The 22,584-nt window shown below is 62.7% G+C and carries 18 protein-coding genes; 7 read left to right on the forward strand and 11 right to left on the reverse strand.

What is annotated here, in order from left to right; translation table 11 throughout:
- Positions 1-56 precede the first annotated feature (56 nt).
- From BZL41_RS24995 to BZL41_RS25005, 3 genes are all read right to left on the reverse strand, one after another.
- Positions 57-635, reverse strand: a complete 579-nt coding sequence (locus BZL41_RS24995) for a YceI family protein (protein ID WP_095601764.1) — start codon at positions 633-635, stop codon at positions 57-59.
- 73 nt (positions 636-708) lie between these two features.
- On the reverse strand, positions 709-1,254 hold the full coding sequence (locus BZL41_RS25000) for a cytochrome b (protein WP_095601765.1): 546 nt from the start codon (positions 1,252-1,254) through the stop codon (positions 709-711).
- A 214-nt stretch (positions 1,255-1,468) separates the two neighbouring features.
- On the reverse strand, positions 1,469-2,953 hold the full coding sequence (locus BZL41_RS25005) for a flavin monoamine oxidase family protein (RefSeq protein WP_095601766.1): 1,485 nt from the start codon (positions 2,951-2,953) through the stop codon (positions 1,469-1,471).
- A gap of 138 nt (positions 2,954-3,091) precedes the next feature.
- Between BZL41_RS25005 and BZL41_RS25010 the strand changes: the two genes are divergently transcribed.
- Both BZL41_RS25010 and BZL41_RS25015 read left to right on the forward strand, forming a co-directional pair.
- On the forward strand, positions 3,092-4,495 hold the full coding sequence (locus BZL41_RS25010) for an adenosylmethionine--8-amino-7-oxononanoate transaminase (RefSeq protein WP_095601767.1): 1,404 nt from the start codon (positions 3,092-3,094) through the stop codon (positions 4,493-4,495).
- Between the two features lie 95 nt (positions 4,496-4,590).
- Positions 4,591-5,310, forward strand: coding sequence for a 16S rRNA (uracil(1498)-N(3))-methyltransferase (locus BZL41_RS25015; protein WP_095601768.1), 720 nt, complete (start codon positions 4,591-4,593; stop codon positions 5,308-5,310).
- 62 nt (positions 5,311-5,372) lie between these two features.
- On the opposite strand, the gene BZL41_RS25020 is transcribed toward BZL41_RS25015, so the two are convergent.
- From BZL41_RS25020 to pilG, 8 genes are all read right to left on the reverse strand, one after another.
- Positions 5,373-5,843 (reverse strand): chemotaxis protein CheW, encoded by a 471-nt coding sequence (locus tag BZL41_RS25020; RefSeq protein WP_095601769.1) that lies wholly within the window; start codon positions 5,841-5,843, stop codon positions 5,373-5,375.
- Between the two features lie 22 nt (positions 5,844-5,865).
- A complete protein-coding gene (locus BZL41_RS25025) occupies positions 5,866-6,885 on the reverse strand; it encodes a chemotaxis protein CheB (RefSeq protein ID WP_095601770.1) in 1,020 nt (339 codons plus the stop codon).
- Positions 6,878-14,242, reverse strand: a complete 7,365-nt coding sequence (locus tag BZL41_RS25030) for an Hpt domain-containing protein (protein WP_095601771.1) — start codon at positions 14,240-14,242, stop codon at positions 6,878-6,880. Before BZL41_RS25030 ends, BZL41_RS25025 begins: the two co-directional genes overlap by 8 nt.
- Positions 14,243-14,262: 20 nt before the next feature.
- A complete protein-coding gene (locus tag BZL41_RS25035; protein ID WP_095601789.1) occupies positions 14,263-15,126 on the reverse strand; it encodes a protein-glutamate O-methyltransferase in 864 nt (287 codons plus the stop codon).
- 56 nt (positions 15,127-15,182) lie between these two features.
- Positions 15,183-17,231: a methyl-accepting chemotaxis protein gene (locus BZL41_RS25040; RefSeq protein ID WP_084335789.1), complete on the reverse strand. Its 2,049-nt coding sequence runs from the start codon at positions 17,229-17,231 to the stop codon at positions 15,183-15,185.
- An 84-nt stretch (positions 17,232-17,315) separates the two neighbouring features.
- Entirely contained in the window at positions 17,316-17,852 is a 537-nt protein-coding gene (locus BZL41_RS25045) for a chemotaxis protein CheW (RefSeq protein ID WP_095601772.1), read from the reverse strand.
- Between the two features lie 43 nt (positions 17,853-17,895).
- Complete coding sequence (pilH, locus tag BZL41_RS25050; protein ID WP_084335791.1) at positions 17,896-18,261, reverse strand: twitching motility response regulator PilH; 366 nt, start codon at positions 18,259-18,261, stop codon at positions 17,896-17,898.
- Positions 18,262-18,305: 44 nt separating this feature from the next.
- Entirely contained in the window at positions 18,306-18,713 is a 408-nt protein-coding gene (pilG, locus tag BZL41_RS25055; RefSeq protein WP_084335792.1) for a twitching motility response regulator PilG, read from the reverse strand.
- A gap of 252 nt (positions 18,714-18,965) precedes the next feature.
- On the opposite strand from pilG, the gene gshB reads away from it, so the two are divergent.
- The 5 genes from gshB (at position 18,966) to pyrR (ending at position 22,583) form a co-directional block, all read left to right on the forward strand.
- Positions 18,966-19,916 carry a glutathione synthase gene (gshB, locus tag BZL41_RS25060; protein WP_095601773.1) on the forward strand — a complete coding sequence of 317 codons (951 nt, stop codon included), beginning with the start codon at positions 18,966-18,968 and terminating at the stop codon, positions 19,914-19,916.
- Positions 19,917-20,046: 130 nt separating this feature from the next.
- A complete protein-coding gene (locus BZL41_RS25065) occupies positions 20,047-20,940 on the forward strand; it encodes an energy transducer TonB (protein ID WP_095601774.1) in 894 nt (297 codons plus the stop codon).
- A 60-nt stretch (positions 20,941-21,000) separates the two neighbouring features.
- Entirely contained in the window at positions 21,001-21,570 is a 570-nt protein-coding gene (locus tag BZL41_RS25070) for a YqgE/AlgH family protein (protein WP_095601775.1), read from the forward strand.
- Positions 21,567-21,995: a Holliday junction resolvase RuvX gene (gene ruvX / locus BZL41_RS25075; RefSeq protein ID WP_084335796.1), complete on the forward strand. Its 429-nt coding sequence runs from the start codon at positions 21,567-21,569 to the stop codon at positions 21,993-21,995. Before BZL41_RS25070 ends, ruvX begins: the two co-directional genes overlap by 4 nt.
- Before the next feature lie 72 nt (positions 21,996-22,067).
- Positions 22,068-22,583, forward strand: coding sequence for a bifunctional pyr operon transcriptional regulator/uracil phosphoribosyltransferase PyrR (gene pyrR / locus BZL41_RS25080; protein ID WP_095601776.1), 516 nt, complete (start codon positions 22,068-22,070; stop codon positions 22,581-22,583).
- The last annotated feature ends 1 nt before the right edge of the window (position 22,584 follow it).

The raw sequence follows: 22,584 nt of genomic DNA on the forward strand, positions 1-22,584 counted from the left end.
AACGAAAAACGCCGACCTCGAGGTCGGCGTTTTTCGTTCCGCGTTACGCTTGGCTCTTATTGGCGCACACCTTCCACCGAGAGAATCAACTCCACCTCCTGGGAAGCCGGGCCGAGGTCCTTCTGAATGTCGAAGTCCTTCAGCTTGAGGGTGGTGGAGCCCTCGAAACCGGCACGGTAGCCGCCCCACGGATCGTCACCCTGGCCGACCAGCTTGGCCTTGATCACCACCGGCTTGGTCACGCCGTTGAGGGTCAGGTTGCCGGTAATGTCGGCAGTGCCGGTGCCGGTGGACTTCACCGCAGTCGATTCGAATGTCGCCGTCGGATGCTTGCTGACGTTGAGGAAGTCGCCGCTGCGCAGGTGCTTGTCACGCTCGGCATGGTTGGTATCGACGCTCTCGGTGTTGATAGTCACCTTCACCTTGCTCGCTTCCGGATTCTTCTCGTCGAAGCTGAAGGTGCCGTCGAAATCCTTGAAGGTGCCGTACAACCAGCTATAGCCCAGGTGGCTGATCTTGAAATTGACGAACGCGTGCTGGCCCTGCTTGTCGATCACGTAATCGGCGGCCATGGCCTGGCCGGCGGTCAGCAGTGCGGAGCCGAGCGCCAGTGCGGCGAGGGTTTTCTTCAACATGGGTAACTCTCCTAGTGAGGTCGGGTAGCAGGCAGAGGCGTTCCCACGCCCCCGCGATTCGTTTCGCGAAAGGTCAGCGGCCGAACATCCGCACCAGCGTCGCATCGCGGTCGATAAAGTGGTGTTTCAACGCGGCCAGGGCGTGGATGACCGCGAAGATCACCAGCCCCCAGGCCAGGTACTTGTGGATCAGCCCGGCGACGTCCTCCTGCTCCGGCAGGCCGCTGATCAGCGCCGGCACTTCGAACCAGCCGAAGACACCGATGCCGCGTCCGTCCGCCGTCGAGATCAGGTAGCCGGAAATCATCACGCCGAATAGCCCCAGGTAGAGCAGGCCATGCCCCAGCTTCGCGCCCAGGCGGGTCAACCGATTGTGCTCTGGCAGAGTGGCCGGCGGCGGGCTCACGAAACGCCAGACCAGGCGCCCCAGCATGAGGAGGAACAAGAGGATGCCGATGCTCTTGTGAATATCAGGAGCACGCTTGTACCAGCTGCTGTAGTAGTCCAGCCCGACCATCCAGAAACCAAGGGCGAAAAGACCGAAGACGGCCACGGCCACCAGCCAGTGCAGCAGGACACTGACCAGCCCGTAGCGGGCAGAAGAGTTGCGCAATTGCATGTCAGGAAGTCTTCCCCGGAAAAACGATTGAGAAAGACTAGCGATAAATCTATCGAGTTAAAGCGGAAAATTTCGCTTTGAAATATCGGGAAATACGATCGTTAGCGCGCCTGCGACAATCAACGAGACGCGCATCACAGAGCGAGATGGCGCATCGGCGAGCACACCGATGCAACCGTCGGCACATCCACCCGTTGCGGGCGGAGCGCATCGATTAGTTGAACAGTCCGGAGAAGAAACCCGGCTTCGGCTTGGCCTCTTCGGCCTTGTCCGGCTCGGGCTGTCTCGGTGCGATTGCCGCCGCCTTTACCGGCTCTATGGCCTTGCCGGCCAGCAGATCCTGCAACTGCGCGGCAGCCCGCTTGCCGCTGCTCAGCGCGCCTTCCAGCGTACCCGGATGCAGCGCATCGGTGTGTTCGCCGGCGAAGGCCACACGCTGCAACGGCTGCTCCCAAAGTCGCCAGAAGCGGCTGATCTGGCCCGGACCATAGGCGAGGTAGGCGCCGACCGTTCCCGGATCGGTGCTGTAGCGGCGGATCTCGTAGCCGCTGAACGCACCCCGCGCCTTGGGATAGTGCTTGTGCAGGCGGATCAGCACCTGATCCACCATCTGCCGGTCGCCGAACGCCTGCAACAGCCGCGCGTTATCGCCGGACAGGTTGATCAGCACATTGGCCCCGCCTTTCAGGGCCGGCTCGATCCAGAGCATGCCGAGCCCCTGGTCGCTGTAGATTTCCCCGGACATCCGCGCCTTGCTGTCCCAGACCGGACTCTTGAACTTCAGCAGCATCTGGTCGCGCCAACCGTAGTTGGTACTCTTCAGCGCGCCTTGCTGCCGCTCGGAAAGCGCCGGGCTGAACTGGATCTGCGCCAATGCGCGCAAGGGTACGGCGAGCACCACGTAGTCGGCGTGATAGCCGGTGGCGCCGACTTTCACGGTAACGCCGTCCTTGTCCTGGCTGATGGCGGAAACCCGCGCCTTGGTCTTGATCGTCTTCAGCTTCTTGACGAACGCCTGGGCCAGCACCTGGCTGCCGCCCGGCAGACGTGCCGCACGCAGGTCGCGGTCATCGATGCCACGGTAGACCCGAGTTTGTTGCGCCAGATAAAGCAGCGACAGCCGCGACGGTTCATCGTAGCGGGTACGAATGCGTTGGTTGACCAGAAGACGCGCGGTCGGCGGCAGTTCGAGCTTGTCCAGCCAGCGCGCCACGTTGATCTGGTCGAGAGCGAACAGCGTGTTGTTCGCCGCCGGATTGAGCGGGTCGTCAATGGCGGCGGCCAGCTCGTCGAGGGTCTTTTCGAAACGCGACAAGGCCTGAGCGGTTGTCGGCTGCTTGTCGGCCAGCTCAGTGGCGCTGAAATACTGGCCATCGATCAGATAGCCCGGCGTGCGTACGTAATCGGGTGCCGGTTGCGTCTTGATCCTGAAACTGTCGAGATAACCGTTGAGCACCGGCTGCGCCTTGGCGTTGCCGATCCACTCGCCAGCCGCCAGCCCGGAGCGCCCGCCGACGGTCGGTTTGGCTTCCAGCAGGGTCACCTGCCAACCGGCCTGCTGCAGTTCGTAGGCTGCGGAAAGCCCCGACAAACCCGCGCCGACCACAATCGCCGTGGGCTGCTTGTCCTTGCCCTGCGCCAAACCAGCGGCCAATCCAAGCACCAGCAGCGCCAGCGCGTGCGCCCAACGTAACGACATCTTGCAATCCCCTGCTTGAAACGACGGCGCGCAGCATACCCAGCCGCCCTCGGCGAAACCAGACGTATCCGCCGGCGTGCCGAAAACGTCCGGCCGCTCATCTGATAGGCTGTGCCGATCATTACAGGAGACGACCACATGGGCCTCAACGCCGAGTGGATGCAGCGCGACCTCGCCGTGCTCTGGCATCCCTGTACTCAGATGAAAGACCACGAGCGGCTGCCACTGGTGCCGATCCGCCGCGGCGAGGGCATCTGGCTGGAGGATTTCGAGGGCAAGCGCTACCTCGACGCGGTCAGCTCCTGGTGGGTCAACGTGTTCGGCCACGCCAACCCGCGCATCAACCAGCGGATCAAGGATCAGGTCGACCAACTCGAACACGTCATTCTCGCCGGCTTCAGCCACCAGCCGGTGATCGAACTCTCCGAGCGGCTGGTCGCCATGACGCCGGCTGGCCTGGAACGGGTCTTCTATGCCGACAATGGCTCGTCCTGCATCGAAGTGGCGCTGAAAATGAGCCACCACTACTGGCTCAACGTCGGCAAGCCGGAAAAGAAGCGCTTCGTCACCCTCAGCAACAGCTACCACGGCGAAACCGTGGCCGCGATGTCGGTAGGAGACGTTGCACTGTTCACCGACACCTACAAGGCGCTGCTACTGGATACGCTCAAGGTGCCGAGCCCGGACTGCTATCACCGCCCCGAGGGGGTGAGCTGGGAAGACCATTCGCGGCTCATGTTCGGCCACATGGAACAGGCTCTGGCCGAGCACCATCGGGAAATCGCGGCCGTGATCGTCGAGCCGCTGATCCAGGGTGCGGGCGGCATGCGCATGTACCACCCGGTCTATCTCAAGCTGCTACGCGAAGCCTGCGATCGCTACGGTGTGCATCTGATCCATGACGAAATCGCCGTCGGCTTTGGCCGCACCGGCACGATGTTCGCCTGCGAGCAGGCCGGCATCACCCCCGACTTCCTTTGCCTGTCCAAGGCGCTCACCGGGGGCTATCTGCCGCTGGCGGCCTGCCTCACCACCGACCGGATCTACCAGGCCTTCTACGACGATTACTCGACACTGCGTGCCTTCCTCCACTCGCACAGCTATACCGGCAATCCGCTGGCGTGTGCGGCGGCCCTGGCAACCCTGGATATCTTCGAGAGCGACCGGGTGATCGAGAACAATCGGCGGCTTGCCGCACGCATGGCCCAGGCCACAGCGCACCTGGCCGATCATCCGCAGGTGGCCGAAGTGCGCCAGACCGGAATGGTGCTCGCCATCGAAATGGTCCAGAACAAGGTCAGCAAAACACCCTACCCCTGGCAGGAGCGTCGCGGCCTGAAGGTCTTCGAGCATGCGCTGTCGCGCGGTGCCCTGCTCCGCCCCCTGGGGAGTGTGGTGTATTTCCTGCCGCCCTACGTGATCACCGAGGAGCAGATCGACTTTCTTGCCGAAGTGGCGAGTGAGGGCATCGACATCGCTACGCGCGACAGTGTGAGCATTCCGCTGGGCGACCGTTATCCCGGGTTCCGCGATCCCGGATAACGGCAGCCTGCTTCACGGCAGGCAACAAGCACTTCGAGACGAGGCCGGAACGCTTTAAGCTTGCCGCTTCTCACTTACCGCTTGCAGCCAACCCTATGCGTCTATCCCGCTTCTTTGTCGATCAACCGCTTTCCCTTGGCCAGCATGAGCTGCCCGAGGCCCAGGCTCACTATATCGGCCGTGTCCTGCGCCTCGCGGTGGGCGATGCGGTGCAACTGTTCGATGGCAGTGGCCAGGAATTCCTGGGCCAGTTAAGCGAGGTCGGGAAGAAAAGCGTGCGGGTCGAACTCACAGAGCAGTTCGACGGACAAGCGGAGTCACTGCTCCGAGTGCACCTCGGCCAGGGCCTCTCGCGCGGCGAACGAATGGATTGGGCCATCCAGAAAGCCACCGAGCTGGGCGTCGCAGCGATCACGCCCGTGGTCAGCGAGCGCTGTGAAGTACGCCTGAAGGACGAGCGCGCCGACAAACGCCTGGCTCACTGGCGGCAGATCGCGATCAGTGCCTGCGAGCAATGCGGTCGTTCGGTGCTGCCGCTCATCCACCCGCCCCTGCTGCTAAGCGACTGGCTGCGTCAGACCGAAGCCGATCTCAAGCTGGTCCTGCATCCGGTGGCCGAGCCGCTGAGCAGCCATCCGAAACCAGCATCGCTGGCCTTCCTCATCGGTCCCGAGGGTGGGCTCTCCGAAACGGAAGTCGATCAGGCGAAAGCAGCCGGCTTCCACGCCGCCCGGCTCGGCCCGCGCGTATTACGCACCGAAACCGCGCCCGTGGTGGCTCTGAGCGTGGCACAGCAGTTGTGGGGAGATTTTTAAGCGACAAGCAGCAAGCAGATCAGACTGAGGGCTTTACTTAGCGCTTGAAGTTTGTCGCTGCTTCAAATCAAACCCGCGTCGGCGAGCATCTGCTCCAGCCCGATCAGGTCTGGGATCTTGACGATGCCTTCGCCGAGGTCGGCTGCCGCCAGTTCCAGCGGCGCCAGTGGGGCATTGGATTGCAGCAGATGCGTATCGACCTTGATCGAGCGCGGGATACCTTGCACCAGCAGAGCCAGGAACTTCACGTGGGCCCGACCGCCAAGCGCGTTGATCACGGCCACGCGAGCGCCCATTCCGATTACGGCCTGACCGTCGGAGGCCGCCTCGAATGACAGCAGCGGCAGGCGCAGGTCACGCCAGGCGACCTGGCCCAGGAACCAATCCGGCAGCCCAGGGCTGGCCTGGGGAGCCCGGAAGGGAATCAGTTCGGCGACCGCCACGTTGGGCAGGAGCAGGGTCCGGTCCGTCAACGGCAGCAGGAGACCGGTCAGCTCCTTGGCAGTGCTCTGGGTGGCGATGGCTTGGCTCATGAAATCCTCGATACGGTCAGGGTCAGGCGTACTGCGCCGCCAGATGGTTCACCAGAGCCTCGGCCAACTCGCGAGGATCGGCGGTGAAGCTGCTATAGCCTCCCTCACGGAGGCTGTCCGGTATGCTCGAACAGGCGCAGCTATCGGCCCGCTGGGTCCAGATGTGTCCGCCCTGCCGCCGCACGTAGGCCGCCGCAGCCGTACCGTCGCTGCCCATGCCGCTGAAGGCGATGATTCCGCAGTTCGCGCCGAACTGCTGCGCCAGGTTGAGCATCATCTGGTCGATAGAGGGACTGTACGGGTCCGGCCATCCCTGCTCGGCAATCTGCATCGCCCCGTCGTCGCGGAAGCCCAACTCATGGGCGATAGGGGCCACAATCACTTCACCGCACCGCACCGCATCGCCGTCGCGGGCCATGCAGACATGCCATTGGCTATGTCGCCCGACCGCCTGGGGCAAGGCGGCTTCGAAAGCAGCGTCGATGTGCTGCGCGTAAATAAAGCCGATCGGCAAACCGCCCGGCAATGCATCGAGAAACGCCTTGACCGCCGCCGGTCCGCCGAGGGACGCGGCGAGCAGCCAGACCTGACGGGCCGGCTCACCAGCGATCAGCGGAGTAGAGGCCAGTGATTGCGGCAACTCCAGCCGGGCTGGCCGCTGCGCCTCGGTCAACAAAGCTTGCAGACTGGGCCCGACCGCCTGGGACGGATCGCCGACCAATCGCTTGAGCTTGCCGAACAACCGACGTTCCCAGCGCGGATAGTTTTCGGAATGGCGCTCCGGAGCATGACCTTCGCCGAACAGCACCGGAGCGCTGGCTTTTTCGAGCAGGGTATCGACCAGTGGAGAATCTTCCAGCTGAGCCAGGTCCACCAGCCAGAGATCGGTCTCGCAAGCCGCCAGCGCCTCTTCGTCGAGGCGCGCTGGGTCACTATTGAGTACGACGTTATAGCCACTTCCGGTCAGCGCCTGCTGCAGCACATGGCGCTGCAGAGAAGTGTCGGCGATGACCGCGATACGCGCGGCGCTCTTTTCAGTCATGTCCCTTGACCAATCGCTGAATGGTTTCGAGCAACAGGGATTCCTGGTACGGCTTGCCCAGGTATTCGTTGACACCGATGGACATGGCACGATCGCGGTGCTTCTCGCCGGTCCGCGAGGTGATCATGATGATCGGCAGGTCTTTCAAGCGCTCGTCGTGGCGTACCAGAGTGGCGACTTCGAAGCCATCCATGCGCGGCATTTCGATGTCCAGCAGCATGATGTCGGGCCGCTGTTCCTGCAGTTGCGAGATCGCATCCACCCCGTCCTTGGCGGTCAGCACGTTCATCCCGTTCCGCTCGAGCAGGCGACTGGTCACCTTGCGCACGGTAACCGAGTCGTCCACCACCATGACCAGCGGCGGGCGTTCGACATCGACCTCCGACGGCAACTGGAACGGGGTGGAAGTACGCGGCAACAGTTGGGTGAGATGCGCATGCAGGCTACGGATGGTCGCCAGCAGGTCGAGAATCACCACGACCCGGCCGTCGCCGAGGATGGTCGCACCGGAAATACCATGCACCCCGGCGAATTGCGGACCGAGGCTCTTCACCACGATTTCGCGGGAGCCCGCGAGGCTGTCCACCTGCACTGCCACGGCGTGCTCGCTGGATCGCACCAGGATCACCGGCAGCGGCAGGCTCTGGCCGATCAGCTTGGGTTGCTGGCCATTGTTCAGCAATTCACCTAGGTAGCGCAGCTCATAGGCTTGGCCGGCATATTCGAAGCGCGGCGCATCGGGCTGGTAATACGCCTCCAACTCATAAGGCGAGACCCGCACGATACCTTCGATGGTGTTCAACGGAATCGCATACAGATCTTCGCCGGAATACACCATCAGCGCACGGTTCACCGACACGGTGAACGGCAGGCGGATGAGGAAACGGGTGCCCTCGCCCGGCGTCGAGTCGATGCTCATGGAGCCACCGAGCTGCTTGACCTCGGAGTGCACCACGTCCATGCCGACGCCACGGCCGGAAATCTGGGTGACCTTCTCCGCCGTGGAGAAACCCGCCTCGAGGATGAACTGCAGGATCTCGTGATCCGACAGGTCGGACTCGGCATCCATCAGGCCACGCTCGATGGCCTTGCGACGCACGGCTTCGAGCTTGATGCCGCCACCGTCGTCGGACAGCGTGAGAACGATGTCGCCCCCTTCGCGGCCGAGGTTCAGGCGGATCGTGCCCTGCTCCGACTTGCCGGCGGCACGGCGGACTTCCGCCGGTTCGATGCCGTGGTCCACAGCGTTGCGCAGCATATGCTCCAACGGCGCGACGATGCGCTCCAGCACGGTACGGTCCATCTCGCCCTCGGCGTTACCGACGACGAATTCGACCTGCTTGCCCAGTTCGCTGGCGACCTGACGGACGATCCGGCGCAGACGCGGCACCAGCCGGTCGAACGGCACCATGCGGGTACGCATCAGGCCTTCCTGCAGCTCGGTATTGACCCGTGCCTGTTGCAGCAGCAGCGTTTCCGCGTCGCGATTCCGCGCGGCCAGGGTCTCCTTGAGGTCGAGCAAGTCGGAAGCGGATTCGAACAATGCGCGCGAGAGCTGCTGCAATTGCGAATGGCGGTCCATTTCCAGCGGGTCGAACTCTTCGTAGCCCGCACGCTCGGCTTCGGCCTGGTAGCGACTGAGAATCTGTGCCTGGGTCTCGGTATCCAGGCGGCGCAATTGGTCACGCACCCGCTCGATGGTGGCTTCCATTTCGCTGAGAGTGAAACCGACGTCGCTGACCTGTTGCTCGACCCGGCCACGGAAAATCGAGGTCTCGCCGGCCAGGTTGACCAGCCCTTCGAGCAGATCCGCCGGTACCTTGACCAATTCCTGCGGCGCACGCCGGGCAGCCGCCTCCATGGCGGCTTCCTGGGCCCGCCGAACGAACGGCAGGACCTTGGCCGCCGAAGGCTGGGCCACCGGCAAGGAGCTGGCGGCAACGATCGGATCGACCAGGGCAGGGGTCGGTGCAGGAGCAGGCGTTTCGACAGGCTCGACGGCACCTTCCGACAGACTTTCGTCCAGGCGCTGGCGTAGCAGGTCTACTTCCTTTTGCAGCCCTTCGAAACCGGACTGCAGGTCGACGAACAAACTCTCCGGCCAGGGGGCGCCTTGCTGTTGCGCCTCGGTGAGATGCTGTTCCAGATCGTGGGTCAGGTCGCCGAGGCGTCTCTGTCCGGCCAGCCGGGCTCCGCCCTTGAGGGTATGCAGGACACGCAGCATGTCATCGAGCATCGCCCCGTCCGTGCGGTCCTGCTCCCACAGGCCGATGGACTCTTCAAGAGACTCCAGCAGGTCATCCGCCTCTTCCAGGAAGATGTCGAGGATATCGGCCTCCGCGACCTCGTCCTGCTGCTGTTCGGGCACTGCCTGCAGGTGAACGCTGGCCGGCGTGCTCAGTTGTTCGTTCGGATTGGCACGGAACCGCCGGATGGCCTCGATCAGGCCTTCGCCACCGGGAACCGGGCGTTTATCACGCACGGCTTCGAGCATTTCCGCCAGACGGTCGTGGCAGGCCTGGAGCAGTTCGAAAAGCTCCGGACTGGCGCGCAGGCGCCCGTCGCACAAGCCTTCGTACAAATATTCCAGCTCATGGGCGAGATCGCCAATCTGACGGATCTCCGCCATCCGCGCACCGCCCTTGAGGGTGTGCAGGTCACGCTGCAACGCTTCGACTTCAAGGCTGTTATTGACGTCCCCCATCCAGCGCTGCAGGGCGGCGGCGGCACTTTCGAGGATGTCGAAACCCTCCTCGAGGAAGATTTCCACCAGCTCGGGATCGCGCTCTTCATCGAAGGAAACGACCGGCTCCGGTTCTTCAATCCGCGGCTCATCGGCCACCGGCGCCGCCATGGACAAGGTTTCCAGCGGAGGAAGCGCCTCCGTCGGCTCGTCCACCTCCTCCAGCTCGATGGCCTCGAACGCTTCCGGCTCGTTTTCGAGAACAGGTCCGGTGGCGTCCGATACGGGTTCGAATTCCGGCTCGACCACCATGGGCTCCTCCACCACGTCCAGCGGCGGCGGAAGTTCGGTATCGAAAGAAGGTTCGGCTTCGGCTTCGGCTTCGGCTTCGGCTTCGGCTTCGGCTTCGGCTTCGGCTTCGGCTTCGGCTTCGGAATCAGTCTGGGGGAGTGCGAAAGCGGCCGACAAGGACTGGCCGCCACCCTGGCGGAAATCACGAATCGCTTGAATCAGCAACTCGTCCGGATCACCCAGAGGGCGTCGGGCCTGCAACTGCTCCAGCAAGGTGGCCAGACGATCATGGCTCTGCTGCAATAGGCTGCCCAGCAAGGGGGAATAGCTGAAACGCCGGTCGACCAGCCCCTCATAAAGAGACTCCAGCTCGTGGGCCAGATCGCCTATCGGGCGAATCTCGGCCATTCTCGCCCCGCCCTTGAGGGTATGCAGGTCACGCTGCAGCGAAGACAACACGCTGTGATTGTCCGGCTCTTCCAACCAGCGCTCGAGTGCTTGGGCAGCGCTTTCCAGGATGTCCTCCGCCTCCTCGAGGAAAATGGCGACCATCTCCTCGTCAAGCTCGTCGGTCTCCAAGGGCTCGAACGTCTGCGCCTGATCGACGGGTGCCTGGAGTCCGGCTTCCGGCTGTGCGTCGCTCTGCGACGCCACCGGCCAAGCCTCCTCCAGCTCACTGGCTTGCTCTTCGTCGAGCTCCAGTACCTCCATCCCCGGCATGGCATCCGGTTCCAGCAGCGCCAGGGCGGCCGGATCGAGCGCCTCGTCGAGAAGCGAGCGCAGGGCAGCGACACGTTCCGGTTGGGCAGTGACCTGGAGGGCAGCGGCAACTTGGTCCATCATGCCAATCAGCGCTTCATGGGCCTGCTCGGCCTCGTCGAAGAAGCGCTCGCTGACCGCCAGACGGCCTTCGCCGACCGCACCATAGATATCCAGCAGCGCTTGGCAGAGCTCATCAATCTGCGGCAACTCGGCCATCTGAGCACCGCGACCGAGGGTCGTCAGCTCATCAAGCAGAGAACTCAGTTCCTGACGCTCGGCAGGGTGTTCCCGCCAGCGATGGAGCAGGTCCTCGGCATCGAGAAGAATATCCATGCCCTCGGCGAGGAAAATGGAAATCAGCTGCGGGTCGCGGGCCTCGCCTTGTTCACCCTTGCGAGCGTTCTCGGCCACTTCCAGGCGGTCCTGATGCAGCTTGTGCACTCGGGCAAGGAACTCGGCCGCTCCTTCGATGGGCGCCAAGGGCTGGCTTTCCAACTGATCGAGACCGCGGCGGAACAGCGTCTCGGCCGTGCCCAGCAACTCGGCCTCGGCCAAGTCGATGGGGATCAGGTTGGTCTTGAACTCCTTAACCAGCTTTTCCAGCGGCATGGCGATCTCGGCGATCGGCAGGATACCAGCCATGTGCGCACTCCCTTTCAGGGTGTGCAAGGCGCGCTGGAGGCTGTCGTTCACCGGCTGCGGCAACTCCCGGTCGCACTCGGCGAGGAAGGCGTTCAAGGTATCGAGGTGGGTCTCCGCCTCGTTGCGGAATATCTCCAGCAACTGCGGGTCCAGCGCCTCGTCCTCATTATCTCCAGCCCCGGCAGCAGCCACGGTCGCTCCCTCGGGCTCGACCGCCGGAGCTGAGGCCGGGGCTTCAGTTTTTGGGAGGCCAAGCCCCTTGGCCAGCGCATGGGCATTCGCCGCCAGACGGTCCACGTCGTCGCGTTGACGCTGGGCCTTGGCCGCGAACTCTTCGACCAGCACCGGCATCAACGCCACCACGTCGGCGACCACTTGCTGCACGTCGTCGCTCGGCTCGATCGTACGATCCAGAACCCGATTCAGCAGATTCTCGATGGACCAGGCCAACTCGCCGATGACCAGGGCGCGGACCATGCGGCCACTACCCTTCAGGGTGTGGAAGGCACGACGTACCTCGGTCAACGACTCGCGGTCGCTCGTGTCGGCACGCCAGCGCGGTAGATACTCACCGATGGTTTCCAGCACTTCGCCCGCTTCTTCGATGAAAACCTCCAGCAGGTCCTCATCGACCGGCTCCTCATCGGCCGGCGGAGGCAGCAGGCTCGGCGGAATGTCCTGTGCCGGGGGGTTGATGGCCTGCACGGGAGCAGCCATGACGTCCGCGATGGACAGCGTCGGCTGCTGGACAACCGGAGGCAGTTCAGCCTCCTCGGGGGCGCTCGGCAACTCCACTTCCGGCAAGTCGAGCGCGGCGAACTCCGCTTCGTTCCACTGGACCGGGCTTTCGTCCTGCGGCTCGAGGCTCAGCGTCTCCAGCTCCAGGTCGAACGTCTCGGTGGGCCGGTACGCCAACTCTTCTTCCTGAGCCGGCGGCTCTTCGAGCGGCATGTCGAGGCTGAAATCGATGACCTCGGAGTCTTCGAGAGGAACGGTCTCGCCCAGGCTCCAGTTGTCGTCGGAAACCAGCAGTTCCCCTTCGGTAGCGGTGGGCTCTTCCGTGGCGAGGAAAGCGTCGTCACCCAGAGTCAGCTCTTCGCGCGGCGTTTCGGGCTCTGCGGAAATTTCCGGAACGTCAAGTGCGGGGCGCTCGTCCCAAGCCATCGGCTCAAAATCCTGAACCAGCTCGCTTTCCTCGGCAGCGAGGACCTCGATGTCCTGCAACGGGTCGGCCAACGGCGCCAGGGGCTCTTCCTCTTCGACCGGCTCCGCAGCATCCAGAATCGACGGTTTCTGCTTCAGCGGGTAGCCGAGGCTTTCCAGGCTTTCTTCCGCGACATCGAGGATCAGGTCGCCCTGTGTCGCATGGTCTTCGGCCAGACGCTCAAGGTAGTACTCGACGCTGGTGATGGCATCGGCCAGGGTATCGAGGCTCTGCCAGTTCGGGACCGCCTTGCGCGCCAGGAGCTGCTCCTGGATGTAATGGTTGCAGGCGTTGAGCAGTTCGGCCGCGCGATTCAGGGGAATCATGGCCAGCCCGCCACGGACCTGGGTCAGCAGGTCGGGTACCCGGGCCAGATGCTCATGGTTCCACTGCGAGGCGATGAATTCGATGATGGCGTCCTTGGCCTGCTCCAGACCATTGCGCGCCTCCTTGATCACCAACTGGTGAATCTGCGCCACATCGGTGGTCGGCAAGTGGCTTTCTTCACGGCCGGCTTCTTCCGCCGGGCCGACCATGCCGGCCAGGGTGGCTTCGACATAGAGCAGCGCTCCCGCGACATCCATCAGCACCGCATCGGTTGGCTCGCGCTGGCCGAGGGACAGGCTGTGAACGACGTCGATCTGATCGAGAATGACCTTGCGCGGTTGGGCGAAACCAAGAACGGCGAGGGTATCCGCGATCTGCTTGAGCGGTGGCAACAGGGCATCCAGATCGGTGATCCCTTTGCGGTCGCTGCGCACGAACAGGTCGAGGCTGTCCTTGACCCGCACCAGCTCTTCGCAGAGAGCCGTGACCACCGAACGCATGGCATCGCGATCGGGACCGGCCATGCGGGCCCGCTCCTCATCGACCACATCGCTGCCCGGCAAGGCATCATCCAACCGATACTGCTCCTTCAGCGCCCCAATCCGAGGCGACTGTGCCGGCGCCTTGGCGATGTAGAAAAGCAGGTTCTTGGTCAGTTCGTCCGGAGCTGCCTGGTTGATACCGTCGGCGCCCTGCTCGACCAGTCGCTTGAGCTCGCGATCGACTTGGCGCAGGAGGGTCCGCACCGAAGCACCATTGACGACGCTGCCATTGGCCAAGCCTTCGACCAGGCCGGAAGCGATCTGCCACAGCGGGCCGAGCGGCGCATCCTTGCACAGGGTTTCCAGACGGGCGAAAACCCGAGCCATGTAGCCGAGATTGGTCGCCAGGTCCTGATTCCGAATCACTCCGACGAGCGCCATCTGCAGCATCTGCCGCAACTTACGCAGCAGGACAGGCAGCTCGGCCGTGCGCAGACGGGCCAGTGCTTCGACCGGCAAGGCAGGCAAACGCCCGGACATATCCGGGGCGAACAGGCTGGTTTCCGAAAGGAGCTTTTCACCACGGGCCGCGCGCAGATCGTTGAGCAGCGGCAGCACTACCACGGTCAGGTCACGACGGGCGCTCTGGATTCGGTCGAGATAGACCGGCAACTGCAGGATCGCCTGCATCAGCACTTCCAGGGCTTCGCCCTGGCTGGCCACGCGGCCTTCCATCAGTGCCTGCGACAGTTGTTCCATTTCTTCGGCCAGCAGCGCCGCGCCATAGAACTCGACCATCTGCAGGGTGCCGTGGACCTGATGCACATAGGCCAGGCAGAAACGCATGCGTGTCGGGTCCTGCGGGTTCTCGACGAACGCCTCCAGAGCCTGACGCGCCTGTTTCAGCGTCTCGGCGATTTCGCCCTTGACCCACTCCAGGGCGACATAGTCGTGCCGATCACCCATAGCGACTCCAATCAACTGTGTTACCCCTTTCGGGTAAAAGCCAGAACCCTGTCATCGGCCACCGGCTGCATGTCCGGATGTTGCCAGCCGACCACTTCCCCCACACCGATCACCATCAGACCACCCGGTGCCAGGCGCTCAGCCAGACGGTTGAGGATCTCGCGGCGGCGCCAGCGGCGAAAATAGATCAGCAGGTTCTGGCAGAAGATAACGTCCATGCCGGACATCGGCGCCTTGGCCAATTCCAGCACATTGAGCCGGGCGCAGCAGACGCGCGACGCCAAGCTCGGTAAAACCTTGAAGCTCCCATCGGCCAGCGCCTCGAAATAACGCTGGCTCAGATCGGCATCCAGTTGTTCCAATTTCCGTGCCGCATAGCGGCCTTCCCGCGCCTTGTTCAACGCGCTCAGGCTGATATCGGTACCCGTAACCCCGTAGTGTTCGGGCCACTGACTTTCACGCAGCACCTCTGCAGCGCAGATCGCCAACGAATACGGCTCTTCGCCGCTCGAACAGCCTACGCTCCAGAGCGACCAGGGACGCCCGGCGCCCTCTCGCTCCAACCGTTCTCGCAGATAGGTCTCGAGCACATCGAAGGAAGGGCGATGACGAAAGAAGCGAGTCTCCTGCACGGTCAGCCGATCCAGCAGCGTCGACCACTCCACCGCTCCTCGAGGGCCGGCAGTTACCTGCCGGTAGTAGCTGGCGTAGTCGGCAACCCCCAGTTCGCGCATGCGTACGCTCAGGTTGGTCTGTAGAAACGCGCGACGCTGCTCGTTGATCACCAGTCCAGTGCGTTCTTCGAGCAGCGCCTGCCAATCATGAAACTCAGCCGCTGACATATCGGCCAGGGGTTGCAAGGCCCAAACGCCGCTTGGCTGCATGCCGTGCCCCTCGTTCATGGCCCTGTGGCGGTATCAGACCGCTCCGTCTCCCTTGTTCAAACCTGCTCCGACGCTTCCGGCAGGGTGAAGCCCGATACCGATTTGCGCATCTCGCTGGCCATCTTGGCCAGGTTACCGATGCTCTTCGCGGTGGCGGTCGTACCGGATGACGTCTGCGACGTAATTTCCTGAATCACGTTCATGGTGTTGGAAATGTGGCCAGCCGAAGAAGCCTGCTGACGAGCGGCGTTGGAGATGTTCTGGATCAAGGCCGCAAGGGTCTTGGATACCTTCTCGATCTCTTCCAGCGCTACACCGGCGTCTTGGGCCAGACGCGCACCGCGTACCACTTCCGCGGTGGTCTGTTCCATGGAGATCACCGCTTCGTTGGTGTCGGTCTGAATGGTCTTTACCAGCGCCTCGATCTGCTTGGTTGCCGCGGAAGAACGCTCTGCGAGGCGCTGCACTTCGTCCGCAACCACGGCGAAGCCTCGGCCTGCGTCGCCAGCCATGGATGCCTGGATCGCGGCGTTCAGTGCGAGGATGTTTGTCTGGTCGGCAATGTCGTTAATCAGGCTTACGATGTCACCGATCTCCTGGGAGGACTCACCGAGACGCTTGATCCGCTTCGAGGTGTCTTGGATCTGCTCACGGATGTTGTCCATGCCGGTGATGGTGTTGTGCACCACTTCGTTGCCCTTGTTGGCGATGGCTACGGAGCGCTCCGCTACCGCCGAGGACTCCGAGGCGTTCGCCGACACCTGGTCAATCGACACCGCCATTTCGTTGATCGCGGCGGAGGCGCCGGCGATTTCCTGCGCCTGGTGCTCGGACGCTTCGGCGAGGTGCATGGCCGTGGCCTGGGTTTCCTGGGCGGCCGCAGCCACCTGTACGGCGGTCTGGTTGATGGTCAGTACCAGATCGCGCAACTGGTCGATGGAGTAGTTGATGGAGTCAGCGATCGCACCGGTGAAATCTTCGGTCACGGTCGCGGCCACGGTAAGGTCGCCGTCCGCGAGGTCGGCGATCTCGTCGAGCAGTCGTAGAATCGCTGCCTGGTTACGTTCGTTCTTCTCTGCGGTCTCGGCAAGACGACGGCGGGTGTCCTGTACCATGACCAGACCGATCAGAATGATCGATGCCAGAGCCAACGCACCCAGCACATAACCGGCCAGGATGTTGAAGTAACGGCCGGACGCCAGGTTCTCGAAGCTGTCTGCCAGCGCCGAGGCACGATCCAGCAGGGTCTGGGAAACGGTGAAGATGGTGCCGGCGGATTCACGGACCTGGAACAGCTCCGGCGAAGTCTCGAGGATTTCGTCCACCGAACCGGATACGAATTCGAACAGTTCGGAAATCTCGGCCAGGCGCTCCAGCGCCTCGGGGTCAGTCACCTTGGTGATTTCCATCGCCGCGTTGCCTTCCAGCATCGCGTTCAGTACGCGGCCGAACAGGCTGGCGTCGCGACCGAACATATCGGCGGCCTGCACCGAGTCCTCGTCACCAGCCAACACCTTGTTTACCGAGCCGAGAATACGTTCTGCCAGCAGGGACTGGCGCTGGGCCACGGAAACCTGAACGGCAGGAGCCCCGCTTTCCAGCAGGATGTCCACGACCTCTTCGTACTCGACCTGCAGCTGCGGAATGGTTTCCGCCAAGGTCGCGGCTACCTGGTGCAGGGACAGTACGGTCTGTTCGCTGGCAAGAATGGCGTCGGCGTTCTGCCGTAGAACGTCCCAGTCCTGCTGCACCGCTGCCATTTCCGGCTGGACGGCCTCGGGCGCGGGCGGCAGGCCAGATGCCTCATCGCCGTTACGCAGGACGCCCCAGCGCTTCTCGAAGTCGTTACGCGCATCCTTCAGCAGAGCGAAGGCCTCGGCCTTACCCGTCGCCGCTTCGGTGGCGTTCTTCGCGATACGCTGCGACAGGACGCGTAGCTCACCGGAGTGGCTGAGGTAGTCCTTGTCGTTGTTCGACTGGGTGTTGAGATAGGCGAAGTTGGCGAACAACAGCACGATGGATACGATCAGGACGACGAAGAGCCCTGCGATCAAGGTGCTGCTGCGCATACCTGCCAGCAAGTTTCCTGCGTTTAGTTTTTTCATTATCCGGCCCCCGCCTGGACCTACCGCACAACGTTTTCCATATAACGCCAAAGGGCCGACAGGTGCCGACCCAACCAGAAATCTTTATAACGCCACGTCGAGAAAGCCTTGGTGCTGCGCCAACGCGTGTGGGCTGAACACCAGCCAGGGTTGTTCGCGCTGAAAAACCCCATGTATGAAAGGCTGGATGACCGCCTCCAGAGGAGGCAACTGCTCAGAAAACGCGTCCACCGGAAAATGCTGCATACCGAAGACTTCGTCGACGGTCAGTCCAGCGAAAATTTCCTGGTGATCGACCACCAGCACCCGCCGCTGCTTGCGCAACGGCGACAACTCGCTGCCGAAGAACCCACACAGGTCCATGACCGGCAACAGCCGTCCACGCACATTGGCTACACCCTTGACCCAGGACTTCACACCGGGCAGCAAGGTATAGCGCGGTTCGTGGAGTACTTCACCGACTTCCCCCATCGGTGCGACGAAAAGACGATCGCCCATGCGGAAACCGATCCCACTCCAGGTCTGGACGACTTCCTGCTGCGAGGGAAGGCCAGCAGCCAACTGACGGCAACGCTGGTCAATCTCGATCAGGAGTTCAAAGGGAGTCTGGGCTTCCGACATGCGGGCCTTGGCCTTCTTCTAGTTCTCGACAGGCTGAACCGGCTTAGCCGGCCAGGACCGCGTTAAGGGTTTTCAGCAACGTATCTTCATCGACCGGCTTGGTCAGATAGTCGCGCGCACCCTGACGCTTGCCCCAGACCTTATCGGTTTCCTGGTCCTTGGTGGTGACGATAATCACCGGAATGTGACTGGTGTCGGCATCTTTGGTCAGTTGACGGGTTGCCTGGAAGCCATTGAGGCCAGGCATGACGATATCCATCAGTACGGCGTCGGGTTTTTCCTGGCGAGCCAAAGCCACACCATCGGCGCCATTTTCAGCCTTAAGTACCTGATGACCATGCTTTTCCAGCATGGCGGTCAGCTTGTACATCTCGGTCGGCGAGTCATCAACTATCAGAATACGAGCCATGGTGTTCCCCTATGGAATAGGCGTCACCGGCCTGGGGCCGGACGTCAGGATGCTTGCTCCACCGGGGTGAAGTCGGGCACATGGGCCTTGATGGCGCCGAGCAGCTCTTCCTTGCTGAAAGGCTTGGTGAGGTACTGGTCGGAGCCAACGATACGGCCCTTGGCCTTGTCGAACAGGCCGTCCTTGGAGGACAGCATGATCACCGGGGTGGATTTGAAAGCACTGTTATTCTTGATCAGGGCGCAGGTCTGATATCCATCGAGCCGCGGCATCATGATGTCGACAAAGATGATACTGGGATGGGTATCGGCGATCTTGGCCAGCGCATCGAAACCGTCGACCGCCGTAATAACGTCGCACCCCACTTTCTTCAGAAGAGTTTCCGCGGTACGACGAATCGTTTTTGAGTCGTCGATCACCATCACTCTCAAACCTTCGGAATGCTGTTCCATGTCTGCCCTACCATCGCCTCGGCGAGTCGTTGTTTTTTGCGCATATATCAGTACGCCAGAGGCCCTGCCACCGACGGCCTGCGACCCAATCGTCGGGCCTTTTTAGCACACCTACAGGACGCAATCCATAAGCCCCGGAAGCACAAGGTTTTTCCTTGACCGGAAACGCGACCGGAGCCACCCTGGCGCATCGCAATCTTGCTCCGGCAGCGTCCCGCCACCGTCTATCCCACTTTTTATGGAGGATTCCCAATGAGCGTTCGCCTCGGGATTGTCATGGACCCCATCGCAGGCATCTCCTTCAAGAAGGACAGCTCGCTGGCCATGCTGCTTGCTGCCCAGTCTCGTGGCTGGGAGCTGTTCTACATGGAGCAGCAGGATCTGTACCAGATCAAAAGCGAAGCCCGCGCACGCATGCGGCGGATCGAAGTATTCAACGATCCCCAGCACTGGTTCGAGCTGGCCGAGGAAATCGACACGCCGCTGTCCGAACTGGATGTGATCCTGATGCGCAAGGACCCGCCCTTCAACAGCGAGTACGTTTACGCAACCTATCTGCTGGAACTTGCCGAGAAGGCCGGCACTCTGGTGGTCAATCGCCCACAGAGTCTGCGTGATTGCAACGAGAAGTTCTTCGCCACCCAATTTCCGCAATGCACGCCGCCGACCCTGGTGAGCCGACGCGCCGATATTCTGCGCGAGTTTGCCGAAGAGCAACGTGACATCATTCTCAAACCCCTGGACGAAATGGGCGGCGCCTCGATCTTTCGCCATCGCCAGGGCGACCCCAATCTCTCAGTGATTCTGGAGACCCTGACCCACCACGGCGCCCGCCAGATCATGGCGCAGCGCTACCTGCCGGAAATCAAGGACGGCGACAAACGCATCCTGATGATCGATGGCGAACCCGTCCCCTATTGCCTGGCGCGTATACCGGCAGCCGGAGAAACTCGCGGAAACCTCGCCGCCGGCGGTCGCGGAGTAGCCCAGCCGCTGTCACCACGCGATTTCGAGATCGCCGCCGAGGTAGGCCCCGAATTGCGCAAGCGGGGGTTGCTGTTCGTCGGCCTGGACGTGATCGGCGACTACCTCACGGAAATCAACATCACCAGTCCAACCTGCATCCGCGAAATCGACAATGCCTTCGATACCCGCATCGGAGAGCGCCTGATGGATGCTATCGCCGAGAAACTGAAGGCTTGATCCTGCGGCACGATGCCGCCGGGCGCTTCGCAACGAGATGAACCGAGACGCCAAGGTGCAGCCTGGTTCATAGACTTTTGCGCGGCCCCTCGGCAGACTGCGCGGCATCCCGAACTGACCTGACCGTGCGATGAACGCAGCCGCTAATTTGCCCGAACTATCTACCACCGGCGTCCGACCGGGGGACAGGCTGGGCTTTACTCTTTTTCTCGCCGCCGCGATCCACGCAGCGCTGATCCTCGGCCTCGGCTTCACTTTCGCCGAGCCCAGCCAGGTAAGCAAAAGCCTGGAAGTGACGCTTTCCACCTTCAAGAGCGAAGAAAAGCCGAAGGACGCCGACTTCATCGCCCAGGACAACCAGCAGGGCAGCGGCACGCTGGAGCACAAGGCCGCGCCGAAGACCACCGAGCAGGCGATGTTCCAGGACAGCGAGATCAAACGTGTCACGCCGCCCACCGCTCCGCCCCAGACGCAACCCAAGGAAACACCCAAGGCAGCGGTGGCGACCCGAGCACCGCAACCGCAGAAAACCCCGGTCAAGCGTGAAGAAACCAAGCCGGAACCGGAGGCGCGCCCGGCTCCCGTCTTCGATAGCGCCCAGTTGTCCTCCGAGATCGCCAGCCTCGAGGCGCAACTGGCTCAGGAACGCGAGCAGTACGCCAAGCGACCCAAGATCCACCGCCTGAACGCAGCTTCGACCATGCGCGATAAGGGTGCCTGGTACAAGGACGAATGGCGCAAGAAGGTCGAGCGGGTCGGCAACCTCAACTACCCTGAGGAGGCACGCCGGCAGCGCATCTATGGCAGCCTGCGCCTGCTGGTTTCCATCAATCGCGACGGCACACTGTATGAAGTCCAGGTTCTGGAATCGTCCGGCCAGCCGATACTGGACCAGGCGGCATTGCGTATCGTGCGTCTCGCCGCGCCCTTTGCGCCGTTCAGCGGAGACCTCTCCGACATCGATCGCCTCGAGATCATCCGTACCTGGCGCTTCGAGCGCGGCGACCGTCTGTCGAGCAACTGAGGCCGGGCCGAAGTACGCTTCGGCTTCCAGGCCCCGGCCACAGGCTTTAAGCTAACCGCCATGAAAAGCACCTCGCCCAGCTACCTCAAGCACCACTTTCTCATCGCCATGCCCCACATGGCCGACCCCAGCTTCGCGCAGACGGTCACCTATCTGGTCGACCATAACGAGCAGGGCGCCATGGGCCTGGTGATCAATCGGCCCAGCGGCCTGAATCTCGCCGATGTGATGGAGCAACTCCGTCCGGATTTCGACGCGTCCCCGGCTTGCCAGAACATTCCCATCTTTTCCGGCGGCCCGGTGCAGACCGACCGCGGCTTTGTCCTGCATCCCGCCGGGCAGAGCTACCAGGCCACCCTGGAGCTGGGCGAACTATCGCTTTCCACCTCGCAGGACATTCTGTTCGCCATCGCCGACGGGCAGGGCCCCCGGCGCAGCCTGATCGCACTCGGCTATGCCGGCTGGGAAGCCGGCCAACTGGAAGCCGAACTGGTCAGCAATGCCTGGCTGACCTGCCCGGCCGACCTGTCGATTCTCTTCGATACCCCCGCCGAACAGCGCCTCGAAGCCGCAGCATCCCGTCTGGGCATCAACCTCAGCCTGCTGACCGCTCAGGCCGGCCACGCATGAGCGCCCCACGATTGCTGCTTGGTTTCGATTACGGCACCAAGCAGATCGGCGTGGCGGTCGGCCAGGCGGTCACCGGGCAAGCCCGCGAGCTGTGCGTGCTGAAAGCGCAGAATGGCGTACCGGACTGGCAGAAGGTGGAAGCGTTGATTCGCGAATGGCAGCCGGACGCCATTGTCGTCGGACTGCCGCTGAACATGGATGGCACCCCCAGCGACATGAGCGAGCGTGCGGAGAAGTTCGCTCGCCGCCTGCACGGCCGCTTCAACCTGCCCGTGCATACCCACGACGAACGACTGACCACCTTCGAAGCCAAGGGTCAACGCCTGGCCCAGGGCCAGCGGGGCGGTTACCGCGAGCGCCCGGTGGACGCCCTGGCGGCGGCACTGCTGCTGGAAGGCTGGCTTGCCGAACACAGCAACGGTTGACCGGCAGCAGTCTTTCGACCGACGAAGCCTTTATCATGCAAGGGCACGCCGCGCCCGACCCAAGGAGAGCCCATGACATTGCCGATTCCCGCCGAACTCCTGCCTGGGATGGCCACCGCACTGAAAACGCACCTGGCCAACCGCAAGATCACCGAGCCCCGCTTCATCGGCATCCGCACCGGCGGCGTCTGGGTCGCCCAGGCCCTGTTGGACACCCTTGGCAGCCAGGAGCCGCTGGGCAGCCTGGACGTATCGTTCTACCGCGACGATTTCACCCGCAATGGCCTGCATCCTCAGGTGAAGCCCTCAGCCCTGCCGTTCGAGATCGAAGACCAGCATCTGGTGCTGATCGATGACGTATTGATGAGTGGCCGCACCATTCGCGCCGCGCTCAACGAACTGTTCGACTACGGCCGGCCCGCCAGCGTAACCCTCGTCTGCCTGCTGGATCTCAATGCCCGCGAGCTGCCGATCCGGCCCGACGTGATTGGCGCCACCCTGTCGCTCGGCGAGGATGAGAGAGTAAAATTGCTCGGTCCGACGCCGCTCACCCTCGAGCTTCAGACCCTCGCCCCCGCCGACCATTGAA

This window comes from Pseudomonas sp. PIC25, from assembly GCF_002286785.1.
In the GTDB taxonomy this organism is placed as follows: Bacteria; Pseudomonadota; Gammaproteobacteria; order Pseudomonadales; family Pseudomonadaceae; genus Pseudomonas_M.